Source organism: Rubneribacter sp. (assembly GCF_965361815.1).
This window is the reverse complement of record NZ_CBDTNW010000064.1, coordinates 18,778-42,717: the sequence shown is the minus strand read 5'-3', so window position 1 is coordinate 42,717 and position 23,940 is coordinate 18,778. Positions and strand designations below refer to the sequence as shown.

At 60.7% G+C, this 23,940-nt stretch carries 22 protein-coding genes; 14 read left to right on the top strand and 8 right to left on the bottom strand.

The genetic code is table 11. From position 1 onward, the window contains the following. The first annotated feature begins 220 nt into the window (after positions 1-220). The 4 genes from ACWKY3_RS04710 to ACWKY3_RS04695 all read left to right on the top strand — a co-directional run bounded on the left by ACWKY3_RS04710 (position 221) and on the right by ACWKY3_RS04695 (position 2,654). Positions 221-1,270 (top strand): aspartate-semialdehyde dehydrogenase, encoded by a 1,050-nt coding sequence (locus tag ACWKY3_RS04710; RefSeq protein WP_449315267.1) that lies wholly within the window; start codon positions 221-223, stop codon positions 1,268-1,270. A gap of 73 nt (positions 1,271-1,343) precedes the next feature. Further along, the gene (locus ACWKY3_RS04705; RefSeq protein WP_449315266.1) at positions 1,344-1,766 is read left to right on the top strand and encodes a hypothetical protein; all 423 of its coding nucleotides are present in this window, start codon (positions 1,344-1,346) and stop codon (positions 1,764-1,766) included. A gap of 65 nt (positions 1,767-1,831) precedes the next feature. Beyond that, entirely contained in the window at positions 1,832-2,290 is a 459-nt protein-coding gene (locus ACWKY3_RS04700) for a hypothetical protein (RefSeq protein WP_449315265.1), read from the top strand. Between the two features lie 118 nt (positions 2,291-2,408). After that, positions 2,409-2,654, top strand: a complete 246-nt coding sequence (locus tag ACWKY3_RS04695; RefSeq protein WP_449315264.1) for a hypothetical protein — start codon at positions 2,409-2,411, stop codon at positions 2,652-2,654. 27 nt (positions 2,655-2,681) lie between these two features. Here ACWKY3_RS04695 and ACWKY3_RS04690 read toward each other — a convergent pair whose 3' ends face one another. Then, the gene (locus tag ACWKY3_RS04690) at positions 2,682-3,023 is read right to left on the bottom strand and encodes a restriction endonuclease (RefSeq protein ID WP_449315263.1); all 342 of its coding nucleotides are present in this window, start codon (positions 3,021-3,023) and stop codon (positions 2,682-2,684) included. Positions 3,024-3,604: 581 nt separating this feature from the next. On the opposite strand from ACWKY3_RS04690, the gene ACWKY3_RS04685 reads away from it, so the two are divergent. After that, positions 3,605-4,207 carry a type IV toxin-antitoxin system AbiEi family antitoxin domain-containing protein gene (locus ACWKY3_RS04685; RefSeq protein ID WP_449315262.1) on the top strand — a complete coding sequence of 201 codons (603 nt, stop codon included), beginning with the start codon at positions 3,605-3,607 and terminating at the stop codon, positions 4,205-4,207. Beyond that, complete coding sequence (locus ACWKY3_RS04680; protein WP_449315261.1) at positions 4,204-5,049, top strand: nucleotidyl transferase AbiEii/AbiGii toxin family protein; 846 nt, start codon at positions 4,204-4,206, stop codon at positions 5,047-5,049. Before ACWKY3_RS04685 ends, ACWKY3_RS04680 begins: the two co-directional genes overlap by 4 nt. Before the next feature lie 1,155 nt (positions 5,050-6,204). On the opposite strand, the gene ACWKY3_RS04675 is transcribed toward ACWKY3_RS04680, so the two are convergent. Both ACWKY3_RS04675 and ACWKY3_RS04670 read right to left on the bottom strand, forming a co-directional pair. Then, positions 6,205-7,254 carry a tetratricopeptide repeat protein gene (locus ACWKY3_RS04675; protein WP_449315260.1) on the bottom strand — a complete coding sequence of 350 codons (1,050 nt, stop codon included), beginning with the start codon at positions 7,252-7,254 and terminating at the stop codon, positions 6,205-6,207. Positions 7,255-7,263: 9 nt separating this feature from the next. Then, complete coding sequence (locus tag ACWKY3_RS04670) at positions 7,264-8,439, bottom strand: helix-turn-helix transcriptional regulator (RefSeq protein ID WP_449315259.1); 1,176 nt, start codon at positions 8,437-8,439, stop codon at positions 7,264-7,266. Between the two features lie 118 nt (positions 8,440-8,557). Between ACWKY3_RS04670 and ACWKY3_RS04665 the strand changes: the two genes are divergently transcribed. Then, the gene (locus ACWKY3_RS04665; RefSeq protein WP_449315258.1) at positions 8,558-8,812 is read left to right on the top strand and encodes a hypothetical protein; all 255 of its coding nucleotides are present in this window, start codon (positions 8,558-8,560) and stop codon (positions 8,810-8,812) included. A gap of 42 nt (positions 8,813-8,854) precedes the next feature. Further along, complete coding sequence (locus ACWKY3_RS04660; protein ID WP_449315257.1) at positions 8,855-9,454, top strand: hypothetical protein; 600 nt, start codon at positions 8,855-8,857, stop codon at positions 9,452-9,454. Positions 9,455-9,759: 305 nt separating this feature from the next. On the opposite strand, the gene ACWKY3_RS04655 is transcribed toward ACWKY3_RS04660, so the two are convergent. The 4 genes from ACWKY3_RS04655 to ACWKY3_RS04640 form a co-directional block, all read right to left on the bottom strand. Continuing rightward, the gene (locus tag ACWKY3_RS04655; protein WP_449315256.1) at positions 9,760-10,326 is read right to left on the bottom strand and encodes a PDDEXK nuclease domain-containing protein; all 567 of its coding nucleotides are present in this window, start codon (positions 10,324-10,326) and stop codon (positions 9,760-9,762) included. Between the two features lie 76 nt (positions 10,327-10,402). Continuing rightward, the gene (locus tag ACWKY3_RS04650) at positions 10,403-10,738 is read right to left on the bottom strand and encodes a DUF1016 N-terminal domain-containing protein (protein ID WP_449315255.1); all 336 of its coding nucleotides are present in this window, start codon (positions 10,736-10,738) and stop codon (positions 10,403-10,405) included. 194 nt (positions 10,739-10,932) lie between these two features. Further along, a complete protein-coding gene (locus tag ACWKY3_RS04645) occupies positions 10,933-12,189 on the bottom strand; it encodes a hypothetical protein (RefSeq protein ID WP_449315254.1) in 1,257 nt (418 codons plus the stop codon). A 35-nt stretch (positions 12,190-12,224) separates the two neighbouring features. Further along, positions 12,225-13,580, bottom strand: coding sequence for an OFA family MFS transporter (locus tag ACWKY3_RS04640; protein ID WP_449315253.1), 1,356 nt, complete (start codon positions 13,578-13,580; stop codon positions 12,225-12,227). A 188-nt stretch (positions 13,581-13,768) separates the two neighbouring features. Here ACWKY3_RS04640 and ACWKY3_RS04635 point away from each other — a divergent pair, with 188 nt between their 5' ends. The 3 genes from ACWKY3_RS04635 (at position 13,769) to ACWKY3_RS04625 (ending at position 16,791) form a co-directional block, all read left to right on the top strand. After that, positions 13,769-14,536, top strand: coding sequence for a TlyA family RNA methyltransferase (locus tag ACWKY3_RS04635; RefSeq protein ID WP_449315252.1), 768 nt, complete (start codon positions 13,769-13,771; stop codon positions 14,534-14,536). Continuing rightward, positions 14,533-14,898, top strand: coding sequence for a YccF domain-containing protein (locus ACWKY3_RS04630; protein WP_449315251.1), 366 nt, complete (start codon positions 14,533-14,535; stop codon positions 14,896-14,898). The genes ACWKY3_RS04635 and ACWKY3_RS04630 overlap by 4 nt, the downstream gene beginning before the upstream one ends. A 279-nt stretch (positions 14,899-15,177) precedes the next feature. After that, positions 15,178-16,791 carry a response regulator transcription factor gene (locus ACWKY3_RS04625; RefSeq protein WP_449315250.1) on the top strand — a complete coding sequence of 538 codons (1,614 nt, stop codon included), beginning with the start codon at positions 15,178-15,180 and terminating at the stop codon, positions 16,789-16,791. 143 nt (positions 16,792-16,934) lie between these two features. Here ACWKY3_RS04625 and ACWKY3_RS04620 read toward each other — a convergent pair whose 3' ends face one another. After that, a complete protein-coding gene (locus tag ACWKY3_RS04620) occupies positions 16,935-18,575 on the bottom strand; it encodes an FAD-dependent oxidoreductase (RefSeq protein ID WP_449315249.1) in 1,641 nt (546 codons plus the stop codon). A 1,085-nt stretch (positions 18,576-19,660) separates the two neighbouring features. On the opposite strand from ACWKY3_RS04620, the gene ettA reads away from it, so the two are divergent. From ettA to ACWKY3_RS04605, 3 genes are all read left to right on the top strand, one after another. Then, a complete protein-coding gene (gene ettA / locus ACWKY3_RS04615; RefSeq protein WP_449315248.1) occupies positions 19,661-21,343 on the top strand; it encodes an energy-dependent translational throttle protein EttA in 1,683 nt (560 codons plus the stop codon). Positions 21,344-21,376: 33 nt separating this feature from the next. Beyond that, positions 21,377-22,222: an alpha/beta fold hydrolase gene (locus ACWKY3_RS04610; protein WP_449315247.1), complete on the top strand. Its 846-nt coding sequence runs from the start codon at positions 21,377-21,379 to the stop codon at positions 22,220-22,222. A gap of 143 nt (positions 22,223-22,365) precedes the next feature. Continuing rightward, positions 22,366-23,826, top strand: coding sequence for a response regulator transcription factor (locus tag ACWKY3_RS04605; RefSeq protein ID WP_449315246.1), 1,461 nt, complete (start codon positions 22,366-22,368; stop codon positions 23,824-23,826). Positions 23,827-23,940: the final 114 nt, after the last annotated feature.

Genomic DNA, 23,940 nt, shown 5'->3' with positions numbered 1-23,940 from the left:
TGCGGCCGTCGGTTTGCTGCGGGAGACGGTGGCGAACACCCAAGGCGCTTCAGGCGTCCCGGAAAAATGAGCGCTAGCGGTAACCAGCGCTCTTAAACCTTGACGGTGCCGCCTGCTTTCCACCTCAGGCATTCCGTTAGCTTCTGTAGTATATATCGGTGGTGATTGGCTGCGCAAGCGGACGTGCGGGGCGTTGGCTGCCAGAGGAAGAGGAGCGACCATGGCTTGGACGAAGGAGATGCCGGCGAATCCGGTGATGGCGGTTGCGGGGGCCACCGGCGCGGTGGGCAGGGAGTTTCTGCAGGTGCTGCACGATGTGGACTTTCCTGCGAGCGAGGTGCGGGCGCTGGCTTCGGCGCGTTCGGCGGGCATGAAGCTGCCGTTTGACGGTTGCGGTCAAGTGCCGGCGGGCGAGCTGACGGTGCAGGAGATGACGCTGGAGAGCTTCGAGGGCGTGGACATCGCGCTGTTCAGTTGCGGCGCGGGCGTGTCCAAGCAGATGCGCGAGGCCGTGGTGCGTGCGGGCGCGGTGATGATCGACAACTCGAGCGCGTTTCGCATGGACGAGGACGTGCCGCTGGTGGTGCCCGAGGTGAATCCCGGCGACATCGCGTGGCACTCCGGCGTGATCGCGAACCCGAACTGCTCCACCATCCAGATGGTGGTGGCCTTGAAGCCTCTCTACGACCTGGCGCCCATCACGCGCGTGGTGGTGTCCACCTACCAGGCCGCCAGCGGCGCGGGCGCGCCGGCCATGGCCGAGCTCTACGACCAGACGCGCGAGTACCTGGGCGGCGCCTCCGATGACGAGCTGACCGTGGAGGCGTTCCAGCACCGCATCGCGTTCAACTGCATCCCGCACATCGACAAGTTCCTTGACGACGATTCCACCAAAGAGGAGTGGAAGATGGTCGTGGAGACGAAGAAGATCATGGGCGACGAGGGCATTCGCGTGGCCGCCACCTGCGTGCGCGTGCCCGTGCTGCGCTGTCATGGCGAGGCGATGAACGTGGAGTTCGCCCGCGAGGTGAGCGTGGCCGATGCGCGCGCCGCGCTGGCGGCAGCGCCCGGCGTGACGCTCATGGACGATGTTGCGAACAACGTCTATCCCATGCCCGGCCTGCTCGCGGGCACCGATGACACTTACGTCGGCCGCCTGCGCCGCGACGACACGGTGGAGCACGGCCTGGCCATGTGGGTGGTGGCCGACCAGATCCGCAAGGGCGCGGCCCTCAATGCCGTTCAAATCGCCCAGCTGCTGCTGCCGTAGAGGGCGGCCCGCCAACGAGGTGGGGCTGTAGGCCCTGGCCGCCTTGGGCTATTCAAGTAGAAAGGACTTCCCCATGCGCATTAACCACAGCGCCGCGCGCAACCTTCCCGCGCTGCCGGCGCCTGAGAGCCTTCCCATCCAACCGGACGAGCGCGTGCTCTTCCTGGCCGATCTCTCCATGTACGGCGACGAGCAGGACAAGTTCCTCGGTTCGAGCGCGCAGGGGCGCCTCGTCTGCGCGCTCACCACCGAGAGCCTGTTCATCCGAACACCCTACGCCATCTGGTCCTTCGATCTGGCGGGCGACGTGGCGAGCATCACCTGCCAGCGCGGCGGGCTGTTTTCCAAGGGCTGGGTCGATGTTGAGCTTGTCCGCACCGAGACCTTCCCCTTCGACAACGGCGAAACCGGCCAGCTGAGCGGCCTGCACCTCTACTTCAAAAAGAAGCGCGACCTAGCGCTTCTTGGCGACCTTCTCGCGCAGATCGTTCAATAATCCTGCGCCGCGCGAGCAGACGAGCAGACAAGAGCCGGGGCGACCCGGTGGAAAGGAAGGAACCCATGAGCGAGTTCGACACTTTGGAACAGGTTGCGAAGCTGTTTCGCGACGCCGGCTGCGAAGGGCAGAGCAACTGCTACTTCGTCGCGCGGAAAGACCAGCGGCGCGCCAAGTCGGGCGTGGTGGGCGGCATGGAGTACCCCTACGACGCGATGATCATCAACCAGACGGAAAACGGCCTGGGTATGATCTACCTCAACTGGACCAAGACGCTTACCCTCAACAACAACCTCACCGAAGTGGCGAAGATCCGCGACGTGGACGCGCCGTTCCGCTTTATCCCCAACGAGGATATCGTGGAGATGAACGTCAAGGAGGGCAAGCTTTTCGACAAGGGCAAGGTCCTCATGACCATCAAGACGGTCGATAAGAAAAAGCACCCGCTCATCGCATTCGCGGACGAGCAGTCGCTTCCGTGGCATGCCGAGGGCCTGCGGGCGTTTGTGAGCCGCAACGCGTAGCGCGGCCAGCGTCGGAGTCCTCGCCCGCCGCCGCGCGCGGCCCTCCGTCTGTCATTCCGGGCGGAGCGGCCGCAGGGAGCGCAGTCGAAGAATCCCGTGCCGGGACAGCGGCCTTGCGGTGGCGGAGAGCGCGGGCGGGCGCCAAGATCCAAAAAAGCTTGGCGTGGAGGACAACGCCGAGGACCTCTTCAAGTTCTGGATGGCCGCTTGTGACAATCTGGCGGACGGGGGGATTGTTCGCGACATGACGTCGAATTCGGCTGCGTTGATTGACTGGCTCATCGACGATTTGGGCGCGCAGCCGGTGGACGAGTGGGAGATGTGCGGCGGAGGCAACGGCTTGGGTGACGCAGGACGGGGATAACGTCATCTCTGCGCCATCAGTCAATCTCTATTCAATTCCCTGAATTACCATTAGAAGGTCATCGTAATTGCTGACCTCGTGATACCTGACATCAGAAGTTGATAACTCGTTGAACACCTTCTTGGCGCAAGCGACTTTCGCATTCTCTACGGTATCAAGGTGCATGCTACCCATGGAACCTTTTGTTTCCGCAATAAAGAATACGTGCCGTACGGCACCCTTATTGAAGGCAATGGCCCAGTCGGGTGCGTAGTTTCCTACGGGTGTTGGAATCTGGAACGAGCGGGGTAACTTTGCGTACACGCAGACCTCCTCGGCCGCGTCCAAATCTTGCGCGAAGGCCTTCTCTCCCAAGCTATCCCAGAACACATAGTCAGACGGGCGGAAACGAACGATGCCAGCACCTTTACCGGTACAGGTATCTTCTCAGCGCGTCACAAAGTGGCGAGCTGTGTGTATAGAGGCCTGACGGCTCGCCGCCATCGGTTATCTCGACAATCCAGTCGAGTGCGCGTTTGCCGTCAATGACTCTTTCCAAGGGAGCGGAGCGAATGACGAGCTTGCCGTCGATATTTCGGCAGAGCACAACCGTTTGTGCGTCAGCCAACATGGGAATCGTGGCGTTGTGGGTGACGATGACTGTCTGCCTGGTTGCCTTGCTGCCCTTAATCGCGGTTGCAAGGCCTTCGTTGATGTAGTCGGCATCCCTTCACCCGAAAAGGGAGCAGGGTGAACCGACATGAACGCCGGCAACCCATCCATGAAGACGATGCCGCATCCGCGAATAGCGAGTAGTCGACACACTTCCTGCACGATCATTATCTCAAAATGCCCAGACGAACATGTCTCATCTTCCGTACAGGGCATGACGATTCGAAGCGAGCTTCGTCTCCGCAATCCAGATGATTCATTACCATACTTTTGCACTGACATTGTGATAACATTTCAGTATGAAAATCGCAAGACATACAGAAACCCTGGAGCGCCTCCTCGACGAGGGGAACGGCGTCATTACGGCGTCAGACGCGCTCAGGGAGGGGGTCCCGAAGGACTCCTTCTACCGCTACGTGCGCAGCAGGGGGCTTAAGCGGCAGTCCCAAGGCATCTACCTGTCGGCGGACGCCCTCCCCGACGAGTTTGCCATCCTGCAGGCGCGCTACCCGAAGGCCGTCTTCTCCCACGACACCGCGCTCTTCCTGCACGGGATGAGCGAGCGCGAGCCCATCCCGCTGTCGGTAAGCGTCGAGTCGGGGTACAACTCGCCATCCCTCAGGAACCGGGGTGTGCGGATCTACTACGTGAGGCCCGAATGGCACGGGCTCGGCGTATGCGAGGTCAAAACCCCGGACGGCAACGCCGTCGGAGCGTACGACAAGGAGCGTACCGTCTGCGATCTCATCCGTAAAAGAGCGAGCGCGGACGTGACGGAGTTCAACCAGGCGATGCGAGCCTGGGCCAAATCGAGAGACAGAAACCTCGCGCGGCTGTCCGAGTACGCCAGGAAGATGAACATGGAATCCAGAGTATGGGACGCGATTGGAGTTCTCCTATGATCGACAACCCAAGAAGAGTGAAAGATCTCATCAAGAATCTCGCCAAGGGCGACAGCGGCAGGGCGCAGCTCCTGCAGCGCCGCTACGCGATGGAGCGCTTCCTCGAGAGGATCACCGAGTCGATCTACAGAGAAAACCTCGTCCTCAAGGGCGGCATGCTTGTCACCTCGATGCTCGGCGTCGGGGAGCGCATGACCCGGGACACCGACGTGACCATGCAAGACAAGCGCCTTGACGTCGAGAGCGCCGTCTCGATGGCGAGGGAAATCGCGGCGATTCCCCTGGAGGACGGGATGTCCTTTTCCGTTGGGGACGCTTACGAGATCATGGAGGACTCCGAATACGGCGGCGTGCGCATCGAAATGAAGGCGCATCTCGGCAAGACCGAGATCCCCATGAAGGTCGACATCTCGACGGGAGACGCCCTGACCCCCTCCGCCGTGAGCTACGCCTACCGGCTCCTGTTGGAAGACCGCACCATCGACATCCTCGCCTACAACGTCGAGACCGTGCTCGCGGAGAAGATCGAGACCATGCTCGCCCGCTCGACTCTCAACACGCGCATGAGGGACTTCTACGACATGTGGGTCCTCACGAACACCGGATCGGGGATAGACCACGAGATCCTGGCCGATGCGGTCGCTGCGACCATCGACAACAGGGACAACGGCGTGAGCCTGGATGCCTTCGGGGACGTCTTGGATGCCCTGGCGGCAAGCGAGACGATGCGCGCGAACTGGGAGAGGTACCGGGATCGGAACGATTTCGCGTCCGATTTGCAATGGGACGACGCGCTTTCCGCGGCCCGATCGCTTTGCGAGATGGCGCGGAGGCCGGAATAGCCCGACGGTGGCCAATTCCGAAAACGACATCACGCGCAAACCGCTCGCAGCCATCGGTAAGACAAAACGGCAGCACTTGCCCTGCGAGCCCAAGTTGTTCGCATTGAGGTCTTTCCCGCTGCCGCGCATTGCCCGTAGGTGCTAGGCGCGAGAGAATACAATCAGCCCTTCCGAGAGAACCAACACCCAGCAATTTGCGGATTCGCATAGCGAAGATCACGAATCCCCGAGATGGTGTGGATTATGCAAACCGCCTGCTGCCATCTCCGCTCGTGGGTCGGGGAATAATCGCTGGGGAGTAGTCGCGAGATTGGGAGGTTTCGGCGTAGATTGGCCGATTTGTAATCACCCCAAGTGATCATAAAGTGATTCGGATTTAGCCGCACGATATGGACGAGGTGGTAAGAGATGGCAACAGAGCAGACAGCTCGCACCCTTCCGACTATCGAGTGGGAATAACCCCTGATCCAAGTGGTGAAGCCACCTGATACGACTCACCATGTTGCATAACGGTGCAGAGCGTTTCAGAACGTTGCAAGCCACTGGGAACAAACGGGAATGACAACTCGCGAAATGCTTCGGAATCCATGAGATTTCGGAGCATTTTTATGCCGTTTCACCTGCGGTTTTGGTTCGGATTAATTCCGAAAAGGTGACGTGCCCTGAGCGATTTGCAGCAGGCTGCACCACCATGCGAGAGCATACAACGCAGGGCAACCTGGCAAAACCACCTGCGTTTACTCCTTTCGGCAATCGTGGCCAGAAATCGAGTGATTCGAATCAATTCTGAATCAGCCTTGTTTTCGGTGGCTCGGAACAAAGAAACCCCAGGCCAGAAATAGGGAGTGACGAATCGCCCGAAAGGTCGTTTTCGGCCTTTATTCAAACCCGTCAAAACACGGAAAACGGCCCGTAGGCCGTTGATTTTGATTCACAACTATTCCCGAAACACTGCGCTGAAGTTGTCGCGTGGGCGTGAATTGTTCGGTGTCGCATGGAATCGCGAGTATGCGCAAGATGTCGAAGAAGAGGGTGCTGGGGAAGAGTGATCGAGCCGCCTGGCGTTGATGCGGGTTCGCTGGCAACGATATCGTCCGAGTAGGCAATTTGTCCCACTCGGACGAAGGGTGTTTCAACGGAGGTGGGTTTGTTTCGTTAGGGATTGCGGTGCGCATTACCGGCTCTGTTGCTCGGAATCCAATAGTATTCTGTTGATCCATCTTCACAGGTCGCGGATCTAATGTTCCATTTTTGTTTGTATTCGGAAATCAACCGCACGCCTTCTTTCGCAGAATGCACGGAGCTAATACCGTTGGCGTAAAGGGACGCCAGGCGAATGGCAACAGACGGATTGAGCGAATCTACTGCTTCGTATAACTCGAGAGCCTTGCTCCAATCCTTTTCAACGCCAGCAAGCGTGTTTCCTTCGTAGTACCAGTCTCCAAGTAGCTGCTGGGCGGAATCTACTCCTGCGGACGCAGCGAGTTTCACCCAATCGAAATACTTCTCAGGGTCGTATCTCGGCGAGGTTCGGCTAATGTATTCGATTTCCACCGCGTCGAACGCCAGCGGGTCGTCGCAGTCTAGAACCTTCCTTAGCAAATCTTCGAGTTCTCGCCTGGTGTTTTCCTGTTGGAGATGCGCCTTGTAGTCAAGTTCCAAGACAGATTTCGCTTGCCGTATCCTGTTGCGGTACGTTCGTTTATAACCGTCTCTGGTTTTTTCGTCGAAGAGCTCGCTGTTGTACACCTTTTCAATAAATTTTCCCATATGGCCAAGAGCGATAACGCCCCATTCAAATATCTCGTAAGCCGTCTCGTTGCCGTGTGAGTGGCCAGGCATTGCGTTTCTGCTATCTCGAAACGAGTACCATAGATGTCGAATGGAAGCTAGCTCCTTGCGCGGCAAACCTAGGTCTTCGCTGTGGTAAAGAAGCAATTCAACGGCTGCGGTTACGTCTAGGTTCTTTTCCGTGTATTCCGATATGTCCATGAGCCTCAAATCGCGATTTATGTTTCTATAGACTTGCTTCGGATTTGGCGCCCCCAATTCGGCGCGAACAACGGGAGAGACAATGTCCCGCCAGCTCTTTTCGGGAAACGACCATCGGATTGCCATTCCGATAAAGTCCTGCAGTACGCGTTTCATGAGGTCATCAATTGCGCTTTTATTCAGCGATATTTCTTTTGGGACTGGCTTAATCATGGGATCCTCCTAGAGCACGTTACCCATGCGGGCATCATTCGAAATAGTAATACGAGTTATTTCAAGTTGCTCGATAAACTGCTTCTCTGCTTCAAGGTAATCTTTTTTGAGGATATTAAGCAAAGGCTCGCTACACTCATTCAATCCTCCAAACCGCCTCACCCAGGTAAGGCCCTCAGGGCGATGGAGCGTGATCTTCGGCGACATCCCGAACAGCCATCTGAAAAACGTCGGGGAGAGCTGCGCCCTCACGCAGACGTACCCGACGGCGGCTTCCTCGTCGATGTGCTCGAATCGGATGTCGTGGCCGAAGGCGTCGTAAACGTACTTCGCGTGGGAGCCCTCGACCCGCAGGAACAGGGTGCGGCAGGTGCCGTCGCCGTACATGTCGAATTTCTCCGAGGTCTCCCTCACGACCTCTCGCGACAGTTGGCTGATTCGGCCCTTGTCCTTCACTTTCCCGCCCAAGGAAACGTCGACCATGCGGTCGAGTCGCCTGAGGTTGACCCGCTCGCTCTCGTCCCCAACCGACGGAGCCCAGGTTTTCAGGTAGTAGTGCCCGAAGCTGTAGATCAGGGCCACCGGCGCCTCGGTCAGGACGCCGCCTTTCGAAACGGTCCCGTTCATCAGGTGGCTGCAGGTCCTGAAGCTGACCATGTGGCCTTCGCGGATGGCCCGCGACGCGGTGTTCGCGGTTTGGAAGACGTCCGTGAAGCTGCTCGTCTGCCGCTCGTCGACGTAGACGGTCTCGACAACGTCGTCCTGCTTCTCAGGCGGCATGGCCTCGATAAGCTTGCCGCTCAGCGAATTGCGCTGCGCGGGGCTCAGGTACTTGCAGGTCTTCACCAGGTTCACCAGCACGGCGGCTTCGTCGGGGGTGACTAGCCGCTGCACGCAGCGGAAGCCCTTCTTGTCTCCCTTGGACGCCGCCTTTATCTCGATGCCGAAAGGCGGGTTCTCGGCGAGGGCCTTCAGGTCTTCGAGCACCGTGTTCTCCGAAGGCGCCTTCCCGCTGCGCCTTCCGATGATCCTTGCGATCTCGCCGGCGGTGAGGCCGTCCTGCTCGTCGGAGAAGACGCGCAGGATCTCGAGGACTGCGAGCAATCTCGCGCGAGACGACGGGTCCTTCCCGACGCCCGGCGCCAGCCTCGATTCAATCTCGTCGTCGGGAATGGTTCTCGACATTTCACCCTCCGATCTTCATGACCTCAACAATTTTAGGTCATGGGAGGATTTCTCGCGAGCACGATTTTCGCGCTTGCCCGATATTGGGGACATGTATCCGATCGAGATTGGAGAGACCATGGCAAACGAAGGCAAGTGTGCAGAGGCGACCGTCATTACCGAGCGGAGCATTGGAGACAAGCTCGTCGAGCTGGGAGGACGCGCGATGGATTTCGTGGAGGCCCATCCTGCGGTTCCTGTCATCGCTGCGGCCCTCTGCGTCTTCGGCTCGATGGGCCGCTCGGCCATCAAGGTCGGGTGGACGCCCGAGCAGGTGACAGGACTCGGGAAGTCGTTCCCCGTCCAGATAACCATCCCTGCGCTCAGCATCTAGAAACGGCTATTCCGTAACCGAAACGACCGGAAGGAGACTCCTATGACCGACGCCATCCTGCAATTCCCCAAACCGGGAACGAAGCTGACCTACTGCGATGCCACCGCCGCCTACGACAACCTGGAAGACCGCCTTCTCGGCAGGGCCTACGGGCCGGCGCTGCGGCCGGCGGCGGAGATGCACGACCTGCTCTGGGAGCTCGAAGCCCTCTCGGACAAGTTCGGAATCGCCGACGACGGGAGGCTGGCGTCCCTGAGAAGGCGCGTGCACGAGTTCACGGTGGAGAGGACGACCCTGGCGAACGGGGCGCACGGGGAGCGGTTCTTCCTCCGCAATGACGCCTCGAGGCTGGCGCAGCACGACGATTCGGGCATCTTCGAGGTGGGGGTCGACGGGGAGAAGCTGCTCGCGGACTTCGACGCTTTCATCGCTGTCCTGCAGAAGGAAGCCGACGGCACCGACGAGTACGCCGACACCTATTCACCGAGCCGTCCGATAAAGGTCATTCGCCGACCAGGGCGGAGCGATTTGGCGTCGAAGTGGCTCGCGGTGGGCTTTGTTTTCCTGATGACATGCCTCGGAATCTCGATGGTCGCCCACTTGGTCATGCAGGCATCGCTCTATTCGAGTTTGATGGCGTGACGCAGGACAGCGCGTTGCAAAAAACCGCATCCGATGGTATAAAGCAGACGGTTCTCCGATAGGAGGGCTTCCAAGTGCCGGGGACGTTTTCCCAATGTCATTAACTTAAGCGGATGGCATCTATCGCCGGCAAACGCTTAGATCATCCCCGCAGTGAGAGCTGCGGGGATTTTTTGGACGGTTTAACACCAGATAACACGACGTGGACGATATAGCGTGGGGTGCCATGACGTGCACGGGAACAACGATAGAGTGGGAGTAAACCAGCTCAGTTGCAGACCTCGTTGCATTTTTAAGAAGCGCGTCTAGGCTGATGATGTTTGGCTTAAACGCGCTTCTTGTCTGCTCTTACATGCGAGGATACCTATAGAGGGGTTCTCATGCGGCTTGCGCACGAATCCATCGAGCAGACTCAAATAGCCATTGAGCTGCCCTAAATATGCTGTTTTGAAAGGACCCGTTTTAAGTTCTATGGCAACAAGGCAATTCAACTCGCGATTAAAGAAGAGGAGATCTATAAACTGTTCTTCTCCGAAGGCTTCAATACGATACTGGTTTCCCATAAACGCAAAACCGTTGCCGAACTTCAGGATGAAATCGCGGATATGGTATACGATTGCGTTTTCAAGCACGCGCTCGTCGACGTCGTCTTTGTCGCGAGCTCCCAGTTCTTCGGTATTGATGAAGTCGAGCAGATATTCGTCCTTGAACATATTGATGGCTTTGAATGCTTGCTCGGATGCTGGCAGCTTCTCAACGAAGTTGTTGGTCAGAGCACCTTTATGGTGGAAGTCGTCCTCTAAGATAGCCCTTTTGAGTGCTTGTACGGAATAGCGGTTCTCGGCGGCTTCGCGAATGTAGAAGAGACGCATATCGAGGTCTTCCACCTTCTCGATGATGTATCTATGGTGCGTGAAACTGACCTCCGTAAAACCTGCTGGTACCCCTTCAAAGCAATTCGTCACTCGTGAGTGACGAACTTTCCTTGCTCGATCTCTTGCTCAATGCAGGTTGCCACGCTTCGTAGAACAGCCTCATATATTTTAAGTTGGTCTCCGAAAACCCACGCAATCCTGGCATCTCTCGTTTCAAACTTTCACTGATAGCGCCAAGGGCATCGGATCCCCAGGCACCATTGCGCGTATTTTCAGAAACATATCCGCCGATGGCGTAATAAAGTGCCAACTGTTTTTCGTTTACACTTTTTATCGCAGCGGCTTGTGCATCAAGAATAGCTTGCTTGATGGTCTGGATCGCATCGGTATATTCCATAAGTTCGCTCATTTACATCACTCTCCTGATGGTATTGGGGCTGAACGTTTTGAAGATCTCCTCAAAGTTGGCTTCCGCTGTGCCGTCTTTTGATGTGGCGTGCGGTGTGTCTCTTTGTCTGCGAGTTCGATAATCTGTTACTTCGAATGTAGGTTAATTTCTCGTAAATGCATGCGCAATAGTTCGTACGTGATTTCAGATGAGCCCTATCGCGCAATGCGGTCAAGGACGTCCAGCTTCTCGCGCACGGCGCCTACGACGGTGGCGATGCGGCGTTCGGGGATGTTGGGATTTTTCGACAGGATGGTCTGCGCCTTCTCGGGAAAGTCCGTGAGGGCATCCATGTTCAGCCAGGTGAGATACCCTTCAAATAGGCGTACTTGATCAGCCGGTTTCATGCCGCGGGCCTTGAAAGGTTTGGCCTGATAAAGAAAGTCGCCTGGCACTTCCAGCAGTTCGACATCCGACCACAGGCACGACCCTGTGTCGAACACCGGCGCCAAGCGTGTTACTTCCAGCGTTTCCACGTTGCGGATGAGACCGAAATTGCGGTAATGACGGTCGCGGTTTGCCAATATGAAATCGCCGACGAACATCTTAGCGAGCGCGGTCATCACTTCGTTGCCGTCAAGTCCAAGTTCCTCGCAACGATGTACGTAAAATTGCAGATCGGAGAGATTATTCGGTTGCTTTACGTTGCGTACCACATCCCATGCAGCTACCAGCTCCTCATCGGGTCCGAGCATGTTCGCGCAAGCGGAGTACACACGTCGGCTGTCCTCGTGCAGCCAATAGGGTGTGAACTCACCAGGTTCCATGAGGCGTCGGTGCAACTCCGTAGCTATCGCCTCGTTATAAGGTTCCTGGTTGAAAGCGCCCACGCCGGCCTTTAGCAGTACGCGCCGGCCGTCGATAATCTTCCACTTCTTTAAAAGGTCGCCGCCAAGAGTGCTGTTGGGCGATGAAAGGCTTACGCGAGCGTAATCGGGCGCATGGGGAGAAGAGCCAGCGGAATCTTGTCCCAAAGTAAGAAAACCCAGATCGTCGGTGAAATTGTTGTCGAAGAAGTTGATGGTATCCCACGCCTGGGGATTGTCCTCATCGTTGAGCCAGTAGCAGTCAGACAACGACAACCCGAAACTTTTTTCGGCCAATTCCAACGTGCTTTCGAGACGCAAGTTCTCAAGCAGCCGTTTCACCTGGGCACGCGAGGTGGGGATAGCGCGGTGACGCCACCAGTAGTTCAGTTCGCGTGCCGAGACGTTGCCGCGATGGTTGACCAGTCCAAAAGGAGCGGCTTTGAGGCTGAACATCTCGCGGATGCGTACAGCCTGGTGAGCGCCGAGGTCGTAGTCAAAGGAGAGCACCGGCGTGTTTTTGTTCATAAGCGTGTAACGCGCAACCGGCACAGGTGCCTCCCTTCGCATGCTTTCCAATACGGCAGTCACGCCAGATGCCGCCATTATACAAGAGGGCGACCTTTGCGGTCGTGCCGGCGTCAGCGGGCGGCCCTGCCGCGGGCCATGAAGGCGGCCACGGCCATGACGGCCAGGCCAACGCAGGAGAGCGCGCCTGCGATGGGGAAGGCGGCGGCGTAGCTGCCGGTGGCTTCGAGCACCGTGGCGCCCAACATGGGTCCGACGATGGAGGCGCACGTGTAGCCGGAGAACATGAAGGCGTAGTTCTGGCCGAAGTACCGCGGCCCGAACAGGTCCGCGGTCAGCGGCGGGACGATGGACATGACGCCGCCGAAGCACATGCCCGCCAGGCACAGCGCAACGGTGAGCAGGGCGAAGTCGTGCACCATGCCGAATAAGACCAACATGTCGAAGGCGGTGACGGCCATGGCGACGGCCAGCATGGGGAAGCGCCCGAACCGGTCCGACAGCAAGCCGAACGAGAGCCTTCCCGTGAAGTTCGCCACGGCGAAAATGCCCACCTGGGCCGCCGCCTGGCCTGCGGTGAGGCCCGCAAGCTCCTGGCCGATGCCCGAGGCGTGCCCGGTGACCATCATGCCGGCGCTCACGGACACGGCCAGCATGATCCACATCGTCCAGGCGACGGGCTGCCGGAGCATTTGCGGAAGTGCGAGGTCCTCGGACGGGCACGCGTCGGCGGCGATCTGCCCGGACTCAGCGCGCGCGTCGTTGGCGGCTCGCCCGGCGGCAGCTCGCCCGGCGGCGAGCGGCGCTGCGCCCTGTTCGCCGTTGGCTTGCAACGCGTTCCCGTCCGCACGGTCGGCCGCCGCCTTGGGGTTGTCGGAAGCGGGCGGCGTCAGCACGACGGGCGGGGCCTGGACGAACCACCATGCCGCAAGCACGCAGATGCCGAACAGGGCCCCGCAAGCGTTGAAGGCCGCGCCGACGTTGAACGCTTCGATGAGCGTGTTTCCCATCGGGGCGAACACGAGCGGGGAAAGCCCCGTGCATCCGATGCACACGCCGTTGGCGAATCCCCGCTTGTCGGGAAACCACGCGGTGGCGGTGCTCACCGACACGTTGTACAAGCATCCGCTTCCCATGCCGCCCACAACGCTGTACAAAAGGTAGAGGGCGGGCAGGGAATGCGCCAGCCCCGCGCAAAACCACCCGAGGGCGAAGCAGCAGCCGCCTGCGAGCACGATCAGGTTCGACCGCACGCGGGTTTGCAGCCAGCCGACCGCGAACCCCGCAATGCACTCGCAGACGATGTAGAGCGAGCATGCCGCCGATGTGGCCTGGAACGACCATCCGTAGGTTTCCGCAAGCGGGATGTTGAAGATGCTCCACATGTAGATGGCGCCTACGAGTGCGTTGCACACTCCGGCCGCCGCCAGCACCACGCCCCTGCGCATGGGCTTTCTGCGCTGTGACACCGCTTTCCCCTTTCCGAACCGTGCGCGCTTCCCTGCGGCCTCCGATTGGCGCGCCCGAAGGCCGCCTGCTCGCCCCTTGCGCGCGGTTGCCCTTGTGTGCGGGCTTCTTCGCGCTGCGCCGCCGCTTGGCGGGCACCATTCTACACCGCGCGCGAGGGCTTTGCATGCGATGCGTTTATAATGGGCCCATGAAGAAGATGAGGCTCGACAAACTGCTGGTGGAACGGGGGTACTTCCCTGATGCGGACGCGGCTTTGCGCGCGGTGCTCGCTCACGAGGTGAAGGTGGGCGACGCGTACGCCGCAAGCGCGGCTGCGCTGGTGGCGCCCGATGCGCAGGTGGCGGTGAAGGGCCGCAAGCGCTTCGTCTCGCGCGGGGGGCATAAGCTGCAAGGGGCGCTCGATGCGTTCGGGCAGGACGTGCGCGGGCTGCGCTGCGTGGACATCGGCTCGTCCACCGGCGGATTTGCCGACTGTTTGCTGCAGGCGGGCGCGGCGCACGTGGCCTGCGTGGATGTTAACTACGGGCAGCTGGCCTGGAAGCTGCGGCAAGACGCGCGCGTGAGCGTGTTCGAGCGCACGAACATCAAACTGGCCGACCCTGCGGCGCTCGGCGCGCCCTTTGACGTGCTGGTGGCCGATTTGAGCTTCATCGGCCTGGCGTCGCTCGCGCCTGTGTTCGCGCGGCTTTCACGGCCGGGCAGTGTGTTCATCGGGCTGGTGAAGCCGCAGTTCGAGTCGCGTCCGGGCGAGACGGAGCGCGGCGTGGTGCGCGACGAGGCGGTGCGGCGGCGCACGGTGGAGGAGGTGCGCACCGCCCTTGCCCAAGCGGGCTTCGAGCCGACGGGCGTGGTCGAATCTCCCATCACCGGCCCCGAAGGCAACGTGGAGTACCTGGTGCGCGCGGTGTTCGGTTGCGAAGCGGGGAGCGAAGCTGGGAAGGAGGCCGCATCGTGAGCGTTCTGGGCAACGTGCTGTGGTTCGTGTTCGCCGGGTTCTGGCAGGGCATGAGCTGGGTTCTTGTCGGGCTGGTGTGGTGCGTCACCATCGTGGGCATCCCGGTGGGCAGGCAGTGCTTCAAGATGGCGGGGCTTGCGTTCTTCCCGTTCGGCAAAGAGGTGGTCTACGGCGGGGGCGCGCCGTCGGCTTTTATGAACGTGCTGTGGTTCGTGTTCGGCGGCGTGTTCTTGGCGCTTGAGGCCCTGTTCAACGGCGTGCTGCTGTGCGTCACCGTCATCGGCATCCCCTTCGGTTTGCAGTGCTTCAAGCAGGCGAAGCTCGCGCTGCTGCCCTTCGGCGCTATCGTGCGTGGGATGTGAGGGCGTGCCGAGCCGTTAGGCTGCCAATAAGGCTGGGCCGCGGCCGCGTGTGCCGGGGATTTCGTGCTGCGAGTTTCCTGCCAGATGGCGATGATGCGCGGCCCTTCTGCGCTGCGCGGTTTCTGTCGGGCGGTGATGGGGGCGACTCTTCTGCGCCATCCGCTTCTTGCCGGGTCGCCGCGGCGCTTTCGGTATAATGCCTCCATGAATACGAGGCGATCGGATACTTCGGTAGGGCGAGACCGCGTTCCGAGCGGACGGACGGGGGGTGCGTTGCGCGTGGGGAACGAGGCCGGGGCGCAGAAAGCATCGGGTTTTCGAGGGCTTTTTGAGGCGTACGGCTCGTGGCTTGCGCCGTCGTTTTTCGGAACGAGCCTGGTGCTCGTGTGGATACAGTGCATCCTGTACGCGCGCTACATTTGGGTTGACTCGGGGCTCACGACGGTCGCCATCAATTTCGCTCGCTGCGCGTGCATCGTGGTGCTGGGGTTCTTTGCCGTGCGTCAGGCGTTTCCCGATCATGCGCAGAAGGTGCTTGGTTGGGTGTCTGCGTTGCTCATGACGGCGGGAAGCTTGCTGTTCTTCGTGCAATCTCTTATGCCGGATTTGCCTTTTACCCTGGTTGCGGCCGTGTGCTCGGGGGTTGGGCTGGCGTGGGGCGGCGGCATGTGGATCAACTTCTACATTCGGTTGGGGTTGCGCGAGGCGCTGTTCGTGGCGTTCGGGTCGCTGTCCTTGTCTACGGTGTTCGGGGTGTTCATTGGGTTTGCGGCAGAGAACACCGCGTTTTTCATCAGCATGCTGCTGCCTGCGGTTATTCTGGCCATGTACGGCCAAGCGCAGAAAACGCTCGATACGCGCGAAGCCGAAGGGTGGCGCGCGCCGGCACCTGATAATGTGTATGCGCTCGAACCGCTATCCACTACAGTGCGTCTGATGGCGGGCATTGCGCTGTTCAGCTTCGTGCTGGGCGTGTCGCGCGGATTTCCTTTCGGCGATTCCATCAAGCTCTCGCCGCTGTTCCAGCTGATCCAGCACGTGAGCGTGACGTGTGCGGGCATTGGTGTGATCTGGTGGACGCTGGTGAAGGGGCGACGACTCAAATTCTCGACACTCTGGCAGTTGCAGTTGGCGGCGCTGTCTGTGGGCGTGATCTTGCTTTCAACGCTCGATCCCGTGCTGGGTGAGGTTGGCGCCACGCTCATTGCAATCACCAATTTGTTTCAGGTGGGATTTCTCTGGTTTGTATCCTATGATGTGGCGCGACACCGTGCGGTGCCACCGTATCTGATAGTGGGGTTCTTCTGGTTTCTTCATCTGTTCTTCCGCGAGAGCGGGCGTTTGGTCATGTGGTGGATTGGCGGTACGGGCGGTATCGAGCAGATGCTTGTTATTGCGGGTATGATCTGCCTTTTAGCGGCTAGCGTGGGACTTCTTCTGACCGACGCCATCCCACGTGTGCGTCCCTTGTTTGCCGAAGTGTGTGTATGTAGCATGCGCGCCGCAGAAATAGCTGAATTGGCGAAGCGAGCGGATGGCGGGAGCGTTGCGGGGGCGCGCGGGCTGGAGGGAAGCACCGGTGGCGAGGTTGTGTCTTCGAGAGGGAATGAGGACTGCGCGGGCGCGTTTGCGAATGCAGGTGGCGAATCCTCTGAATTTCAGTCCCAGCAGTCTGCCAAACACGACCGGTTGGCATACGTGCGCGAGAACTACGGGCTGACCAAGCGAGAGTCCGAGGTGTTGGAGCTTTTGGCTGAGGGCCGCAGTTCATCCTACATCGCTGGTGAATTGGTGCTGTCCGAACATACCGTGCGCAGCTACGTGAAAAATATCTACCAGAAGCTTGACGTGCATTCCAAACAGGACCTCATCGATTTCATGAAAGCGCTGTAGCGCCGCTGCGGTTGTGGTGCACCCGGGGGAGTTGATCTAGAATCGCCGTCCGCGCAGCGTGGAAGAGAGGCTGCGCCGCCGCCTGCGGGAATGCGGAGAGAGGCTGCGTTCCCGCATCCCGCAGGCGAAGCGCGCGGGATGGATTACTCGCTTGCGAGGGCGTTGCGAGCCGAGATGCGGCCGAAGATGAGACATTCGGCCACGTTGCCACCGCCTTGGTACACGCCACTCCAAATAGAGCCAAACTCACCGGCTGAATAGAGGCCGGGAATGGGGTTGCCGTCGGGATCGAGAATCTCGCCTTTGGCGCTGCGCACCGGTCCGCCGTCGGTATTGAGGAACGATGGAATGCACAGCTGCGCGTAGAACGGCGGCGTGGCAACGGGCGTGAGCGTTTTTGCCGGACGGTGGAAGTACACGTCTTTACCGTTGGCGCAGCATTCATTCCACTGGTCAACAGTGGCTTTGAGTTCGTCGGCGGGCACGTCCATCTGGACAGCCAGCTCTTCTATGGTGTTTGCAGAATAGGCCAGCTTGTCGGCCACGGGGTCGCTTGTGGTGCTGGCGGGAATGGCGCCGGCTTCAAGGCCCGCCTGGTCGAACACGAACCATGCCTTACGCGGTTGCGCAAGATGAGGCCATTCGCCACCGATCTGCATGTGCCCATGGCGGCTGCCCACAGCCAGCGACACATCGTCTTGGTAGGCAATCTCGGACTTGTTGGAATAGCCATCCCAGTCCATGTAGTAGCGTCGTCCGTTGACGCCCACCGTGATGCCGAACTGCTTGGGGCATGGCGAGATGATCTGGTTGTTCGTGAACTTCGTATTTGCGAGGTCGCGCCCGGCCATCCAGAAGCCGGCCACGTGCTCCATGTGCCAGAAGTTCGCGCCCACCTTCATGCATGCCTTGTGCCCGTCGCCGGTGTTAAGTTCGTTGATGGCCGGCTCGGCGCCGCCTTGTCCGATAAAGTCCTGGCGCATGGTGGGGTTGGCCTCGAAACCGCCTGTGCACATGATGATGCCGCGCTTGGCGCGCACGTTCTTGCCGCCGATGACCGCGCCTAGGATGCGCTTGGTGGACGGATCTTGCACCAGCTCGGTCAGGGGCGCATCCGTGCGGTATTCGATGGCATCGGCGTGGTCGGCTATCACGCGGTCAAGCAGCTTTGTGATGTGCTTGTCGCCCTTGATCTCCACGTCCTTGTTGCCGGCAACCGTGAGCTTGCCCAGCGCGTAGCAATGCTCGAACTCGGGCCATTCGGGCGAGGTGGCCAGCGGATCGTCTTTGGTGGACGGAGCCACGATGGAGGCCTCCTCCAACACGCCGCCCAAGGTGTTGAACACCCAGTCGAAGTTCTCGGTTGCGCCTTTGGCGTAGGCGGCTATCACGTCGTCGGGCGTGGTGCCCTCTTCGCCGCGCATTTCCAGCATGTATTGGTTGAACGCCTCCTCGTCTTCGGCGTAGACGATGGTGCCCTTGCAGTAGGGGCTGTTGCCGCCGGGCATGGTGCCCTTTTCGGCCAAAAGGCACGTTGCACCATTGCCTTCCAGCGCCACTGTGATGGCGGCTGCCTGGCCTGCGCACCCCGCGCCCACAACCACGACGTCGAACTCCTCGTCCCATTTCGTGTCTGCGCCTGCTGTTGCATGTGAGCTGCTGCCTGCGGCGCCTCCCTTCGGCGAGCAGCCAACGATGCTGAGCGCCGCCGCTCCCGCGAGCGCCGCGCCGGCCGTTTTGAGAAACGTGCGACGGCTCTGATCTGGCAAGGTGCTCTGTTCCATAGATGATCCTCCTTGTCTGAACGTGCATTGCTTGGATCGTGGCGACGCGAGCTTGATTCGCGCTTTCGCCGGGAAGGATGCTACGGGATGGGCCGAGCGGGCGGCACACCACAAGTGCGGTGTTTTGTCGAATGGGGGAGAGCCCCCGCAAAACGAGGGGGTAAGACTGGCGCATACCAATTGGAAAACGTGTAAAACAACGACAAGAAGCCATTGGAAAAGGTGCAAAACTATCCCTGATTTTTATTGGAAAAGGTGATGATCCGCTACCAGGCGGCAGATTATCACGCTTATCTTCCTCGATGAGGTGCAGCTTTGAGGAATTCTGCTGGGCGAACGGAATGTCCAATGCGGTGGCAACGTTCATAGCTACCAACGACCTCGCGCAAACACGCATGGTGCGAGACGACATCAAGCGTTTGTACCGTCAGGACATCAGCAAGTACGCCGACCGGGATAAGCTTGCGATCAAAGAAATCTACGACCTTGTTCCAAGCGAGCTCAACAACCCGAACAAGCGCTTTGTTCTCAAGCGCCTCAATGAACGTTGCAAATTACGGACTAGAACGCGGGTATGTTTTGGACCCCTGCAATGTGGAGGCGACGGAAAAGGTGGTGCACCTCCCCATCTACTTCGCTGGTCTGTTCGAGAACCGGTAGCACCTCTTTCCCTTAAGGCGTTCCTTCCTTTTAGGGTGCGGAGGGAGACTCTGGAACTCGGACATCGTTTGCCGTGCCGATTGGCCGCTTTGGGTGCTTTTGGTTTGCAATGGGGCCGTGTTGATTGGCGCGGGGCGGGGCGTCCGGCTCCTGAAAAGGGCGCTCGTGCCCAAGAAGGAGGAAGGGGCATACGCGCCGCGAAGCTCGGCTAGCTCAGAGGAGCATGTGCGCGACAGCTTTGCGGAGAGCGTGAGTTCTTGCTGCGCCTTTGAATACTCCTTGGTAGAATGGGCGGGCGAAAGACGAACCGGTGCGGGCTGGCGGCACGCTGCGGTGTGTGTTGGCACGCGGGCTGGCGGCGCGCTGTGGCGCAGTGCAGTGTGCCCGTCGGCAGACGAACCGGCGTAACGAAAAGGAGCATCCCGATGGCGGAATTCATCTACCAAATGTACAAGGCGCGCAAGGCGCACGGCGACAAGGTCATCTTAGACGACGTGACGCTGTCGTTTTTCCCCGGCGCCAAGATCGGCGTGGTGGGGCCCAACGGCATGGGCAAGTCCACGCTGCTCAAGCTTATGGCGGGGCTGGAGGAGGTGTCCAACGGCGAGGCGCGACTGACGCCCGGCTACACCGTGGGCATCCTCCAGCAGGAGCCGCCGCTTGACGAGGACAAGACCGTGCTGGAGAACATCCAGGTCGCCTTCGCCGACGTGCTGGCCAAGGTGGAGCGCTTCAACGCCATCGGCGCGGAGATGGCCGACCCGGACGCCGACTACGACGCGCTCATGGCCGAGATGGGCGAGCTGCAAGACGCCATCGACGCGGCGAACGGGTGGGATTTGGACAGCCAGCTTTCGCAGGCCATGGACGCGCTGCAGTGCCCCGACCCCGACATGCCGGTCAACGTGCTCTCCGGCGGCGAGCGGCGCCGCGTGGCGCTGTGCCGCCTGCTGCTGGAAGCCCCCGACCTGCTGCTTTTGGACGAGCCGACCAACCATCTGGACGCCGAAAGCGTGCTGTGGCTCGAGCAGTTCCTGCATCGCTATCCCGGCGCGGTGCTGGCCGTCACGCACGACCGCTACTTCCTGGACAACGTGGCCGAGTGGATTTGCGAGGTGGACCGCGGGCACCTCTACCCTTACAAGGGCAACTACTCCACGTACCTGGAAACGAAGGCCGCCCGTCTGGAGGCCCAGGGCCAGCGCGACGCGAAGCTGGCCAAGCGCATGGCGCGCGAGCTGGAGTGGGTGCGTTCCAGCCCCAAGGCGCGCCAGGCCAAGAACAAGGCGCGTCTTGAGCGCTACGAGCAGATGGCGGCCGAAGCGGCGGCCTCGTCCAAGAAGACGGACTTCACCGACATCCAGATTCCCGCCGGCCCGCGCCTGGGGTCGAAGGTGCTCGTCGCCGACCACCTGCGCAAGGCGTTCGGCGACCGCGTGCTCATCGACGATTTGTCGTTCGACCTGCCGCGCAACGGCATTGTGGGCGTGATCGGCCCCAACGGCGTGGGCAAGTCCACGCTGTTCAAAATGATCATGGGGCTTGAGCCGCTTTCCGGCGGCACGCTGGAAGTGGGCGAGACGGTGAAGCTTTCCTACGTTGACCAGGGGCGCGAGGGCATCGACCCGAAAAAGACGCTGTGGGAGGTGGTGTCCGACGGCCTGGACTACATGATGGTGGGCGAGACGGAGGTTCCCAGCCGCGCATACGTGTCGGCGTTCGGCTTCAAGGGCTCTGACCAGCAAAAGCCCGCCGGCGTGCTCTCGGGCGGCGAGCGCAACCGCCTGAACCTGGCGCTCACGCTCAAGCAGGGCGGCAACCTGCTGCTTCTGGACGAGCCCACCAACGACCTGGACGTGGAGACGCTTTCCAGCCTGGAGGAGGCGCTGCTGGAGTTTCCCGGCTGCGTGGTGGTCACCAGCCACGACCGCATGTTTCTCGACCGCGTGGCCACGCACATCCTGGCCTGGGAGGGCACCGACGAGAACCCGGGGAACTGGCACTGGTTCGAGGGCAACTTCGAAAGCTACCAGAAAAACCGCGTGGAGCGCTTGGGCGAGGAAGCCGCCAAGCCGCACCGCATCCATCGCAAGCTGACCCGCGACTAGCGCGGGCGGCGCAACCGACGAAGGAGGCGGCCTGTGCCCGCGCTGTACGAGAAACGCTTCGCCACCCCGCTCGGCTCCGTCTGCTATTGGACGAGCTGGGCGGGGGCCGCTTTGGCCAACCGGGCGACGCTCGTGTTCCTTCCGGGGCTGACGGCCACGCATCGGCTGTTCGAGCGGCAGTTGGACGCCCTTGCCGACGAGTTCGACTGCCTGGCGTGGGACCCGCCGTCGCACGGGGCCTCGCGTCCCTTCGCGCTGTCTTGGCGCTTGGAGGACATGGCGGAGTTCCTGTTCGGCATCTTGCAGACAGAAGGGGTGACACGGCCCGTTTTGGTGGGGCAGTCCATGGGAGGCTACGTGGCGCAGATGCTCATGGAGCTGCATCCCGGTTGCGCGGGCGGCTTCGTCTCCATCGACTCGGTGCCGCTCAAGCGCCGTTATTCCACGGGGTTCGACCTGTGGGCGCTGCGCCGCACCGAGCCTCTGTACCGCCTGTTTCCTTGGAAGCTGCTGCTTGCTGCGGGCAGCGCCGGGTGCGCGACGAGCGCCTACGGGCGCTCGCTCATGCGCTCGATGATGGATGAGTACGGAAGGGACGAATACTGCCGGCTTGCGGGGCACGGCTTTTCGGCCATTGCGGATGCCATCGCCGCCGATCGCGCGTACCGTGTTGACTGTCCCGCGCTGCTTATGTGCGGAGATGAGGATGCGGCCGGTTCCACCAAGCGCTACAACAAACGATGGGCGGCGGGCGAGGACCTGCCGCTGTATTGGGTGGCGGGCGCCGGCCACAACGCGAACACGGATGCGCCCGACGAGGTGAGCGCCCTCATTCGCGCGTTCGTGGCCGAGGAGGTCTTGACGTCGCGGGACGCCTAGGCGTGATGCGTGCCGCGCTGCGCGGGAGGTCGGTGCGCTGCGGCGTGCAGCAAGCGCGGCGGGCGCACGCGGCGCTGCGGCGGGTTCCGGAGGCTGCCCTATGGGGTATCATGGTGCCGATCCGTTGGAAGGGGGCGGTTGCCGTGGGAGAGACGGGGGCTTGCAGGCGCGCATGGACGTCGTTCGGGTTCGTCGTGCTCGTACTGGTCTACCAGCGTGCTTACAGCTTTTACACGACGCTTTCCATGGATTACCAGGTTGTGCTTGGCTTGGCCTCCGCTTTGTCGTGGATCGCGCTTCTCGTCCTTGGCGAGCGATGCGTGCGCAGGGCCAAGGGGTGCGCCATCCTGTCGCTTGCGTTGCTTGCGGCCTCGTTCGTCATGCAGGAGGTCTACCTTCTCCGGTTTGGGGCCGCGGCGGCATCGGATGCTTTGCTGCTGGGTTCCACCACGCTGTTCTCAATGGGGTTCGCGGGGTACTGCCGTCTGTGGCTTGTCGCGTACGAGGAGAAATCGCTTCAGGACATCGTGATCTGCCTTTCGGGATCTTCGGCGCTTTCGGCTGCGCTCGCTTGCTTGCCGCCGCTTATCTTCGGGCTTGGCGAAGAGGGGAGCCTCGCGTCGTTCGGGGTGCGGCTGGGCTCGCTCTTCCTGTCGTTTTGGTGCTTGCGCGCCGAGTTGCTACCCGTTGCCAACGTGCCCGATCAAAAGCGACGTTCCGAGGGCGGCGCATCGCTTGGGGAGGCGTGGGGGATGGTCGGCCTTGTGGTGGTTGCCGTGTTCGCCTCGAGGTTCGTGCAGGGGCTGCTCATCTTGAACGAGGATGGCTACCGCGATTACGGCGCGCAGGTCCTGCTTGTCGTGTCGCCCCTCATCTCCGCAGGGATCATCGCGCTGGTCGGGCGGTTTGGGCAGCGCACGGGGTTCATCTCGCCGTTCTACTGGTCGCTGACCACGTGCCTGCTTGTGGTGCTGCTGGTGGCAGCGGCTGTCTCCGACAGCTCCATCAGCTTTCTGTGGGTGCTGCTGTTCGCGGTGTACGCCCAGATGGACGTGGCGTTCTTCGGCATGCTCGCGTCGATGCGCGGCGTGCTCGGCTCGTCGTTCTCCTCGCTGGCGTGTTTGGCGTTTTGCGCCAAGGACCTGCTGTTTTCGTTGGGGAGGATGCTGCGCGCCGCAGTGGACGTTCCCACGGGCTGCTTCATCTGCGTTGTCGTGTTGCTGGCGGCGGTGGTGGCCGAGATAGCGGTGTACCTGCTGCAAACGCTCAAACGCTCGCACGAGCGCGACGAGCCCGCCTCCATCCCCGAAGCGCTCTGCGCCTCCATCGGCGCACGCCACCAGCTCACTCCGCGCGAAGGGGAGGTGCTGCTGGCGCTTTTGCAGGGACGCAGCTACACGAACATCGGACACAGGCTGTTCATCTCCAAATCCACGGTGAAGACCCACGCCAACCACATCTATGCCAAGCTGGGGGTGGGGTCGCGCGACGAGCTCATAGACCTGCTGGACCCGAAGGCGCAGCGCGGCGAGGACCCGGCGTGGCCCCACGTGGGCTCGCAATGCGGCAAAGATTCGCAACGCGACGGAAGTCCATCCATCTGAACAGCTAAAACGCCGGCATCAACCCTTTGGGCGATCCCGTCTTTCGCAATTTCGTACCAATGGGCAATTACGTGCCCGCCCTCCTTTCCGTACCGTGTTCGCCCGAAGGGACGC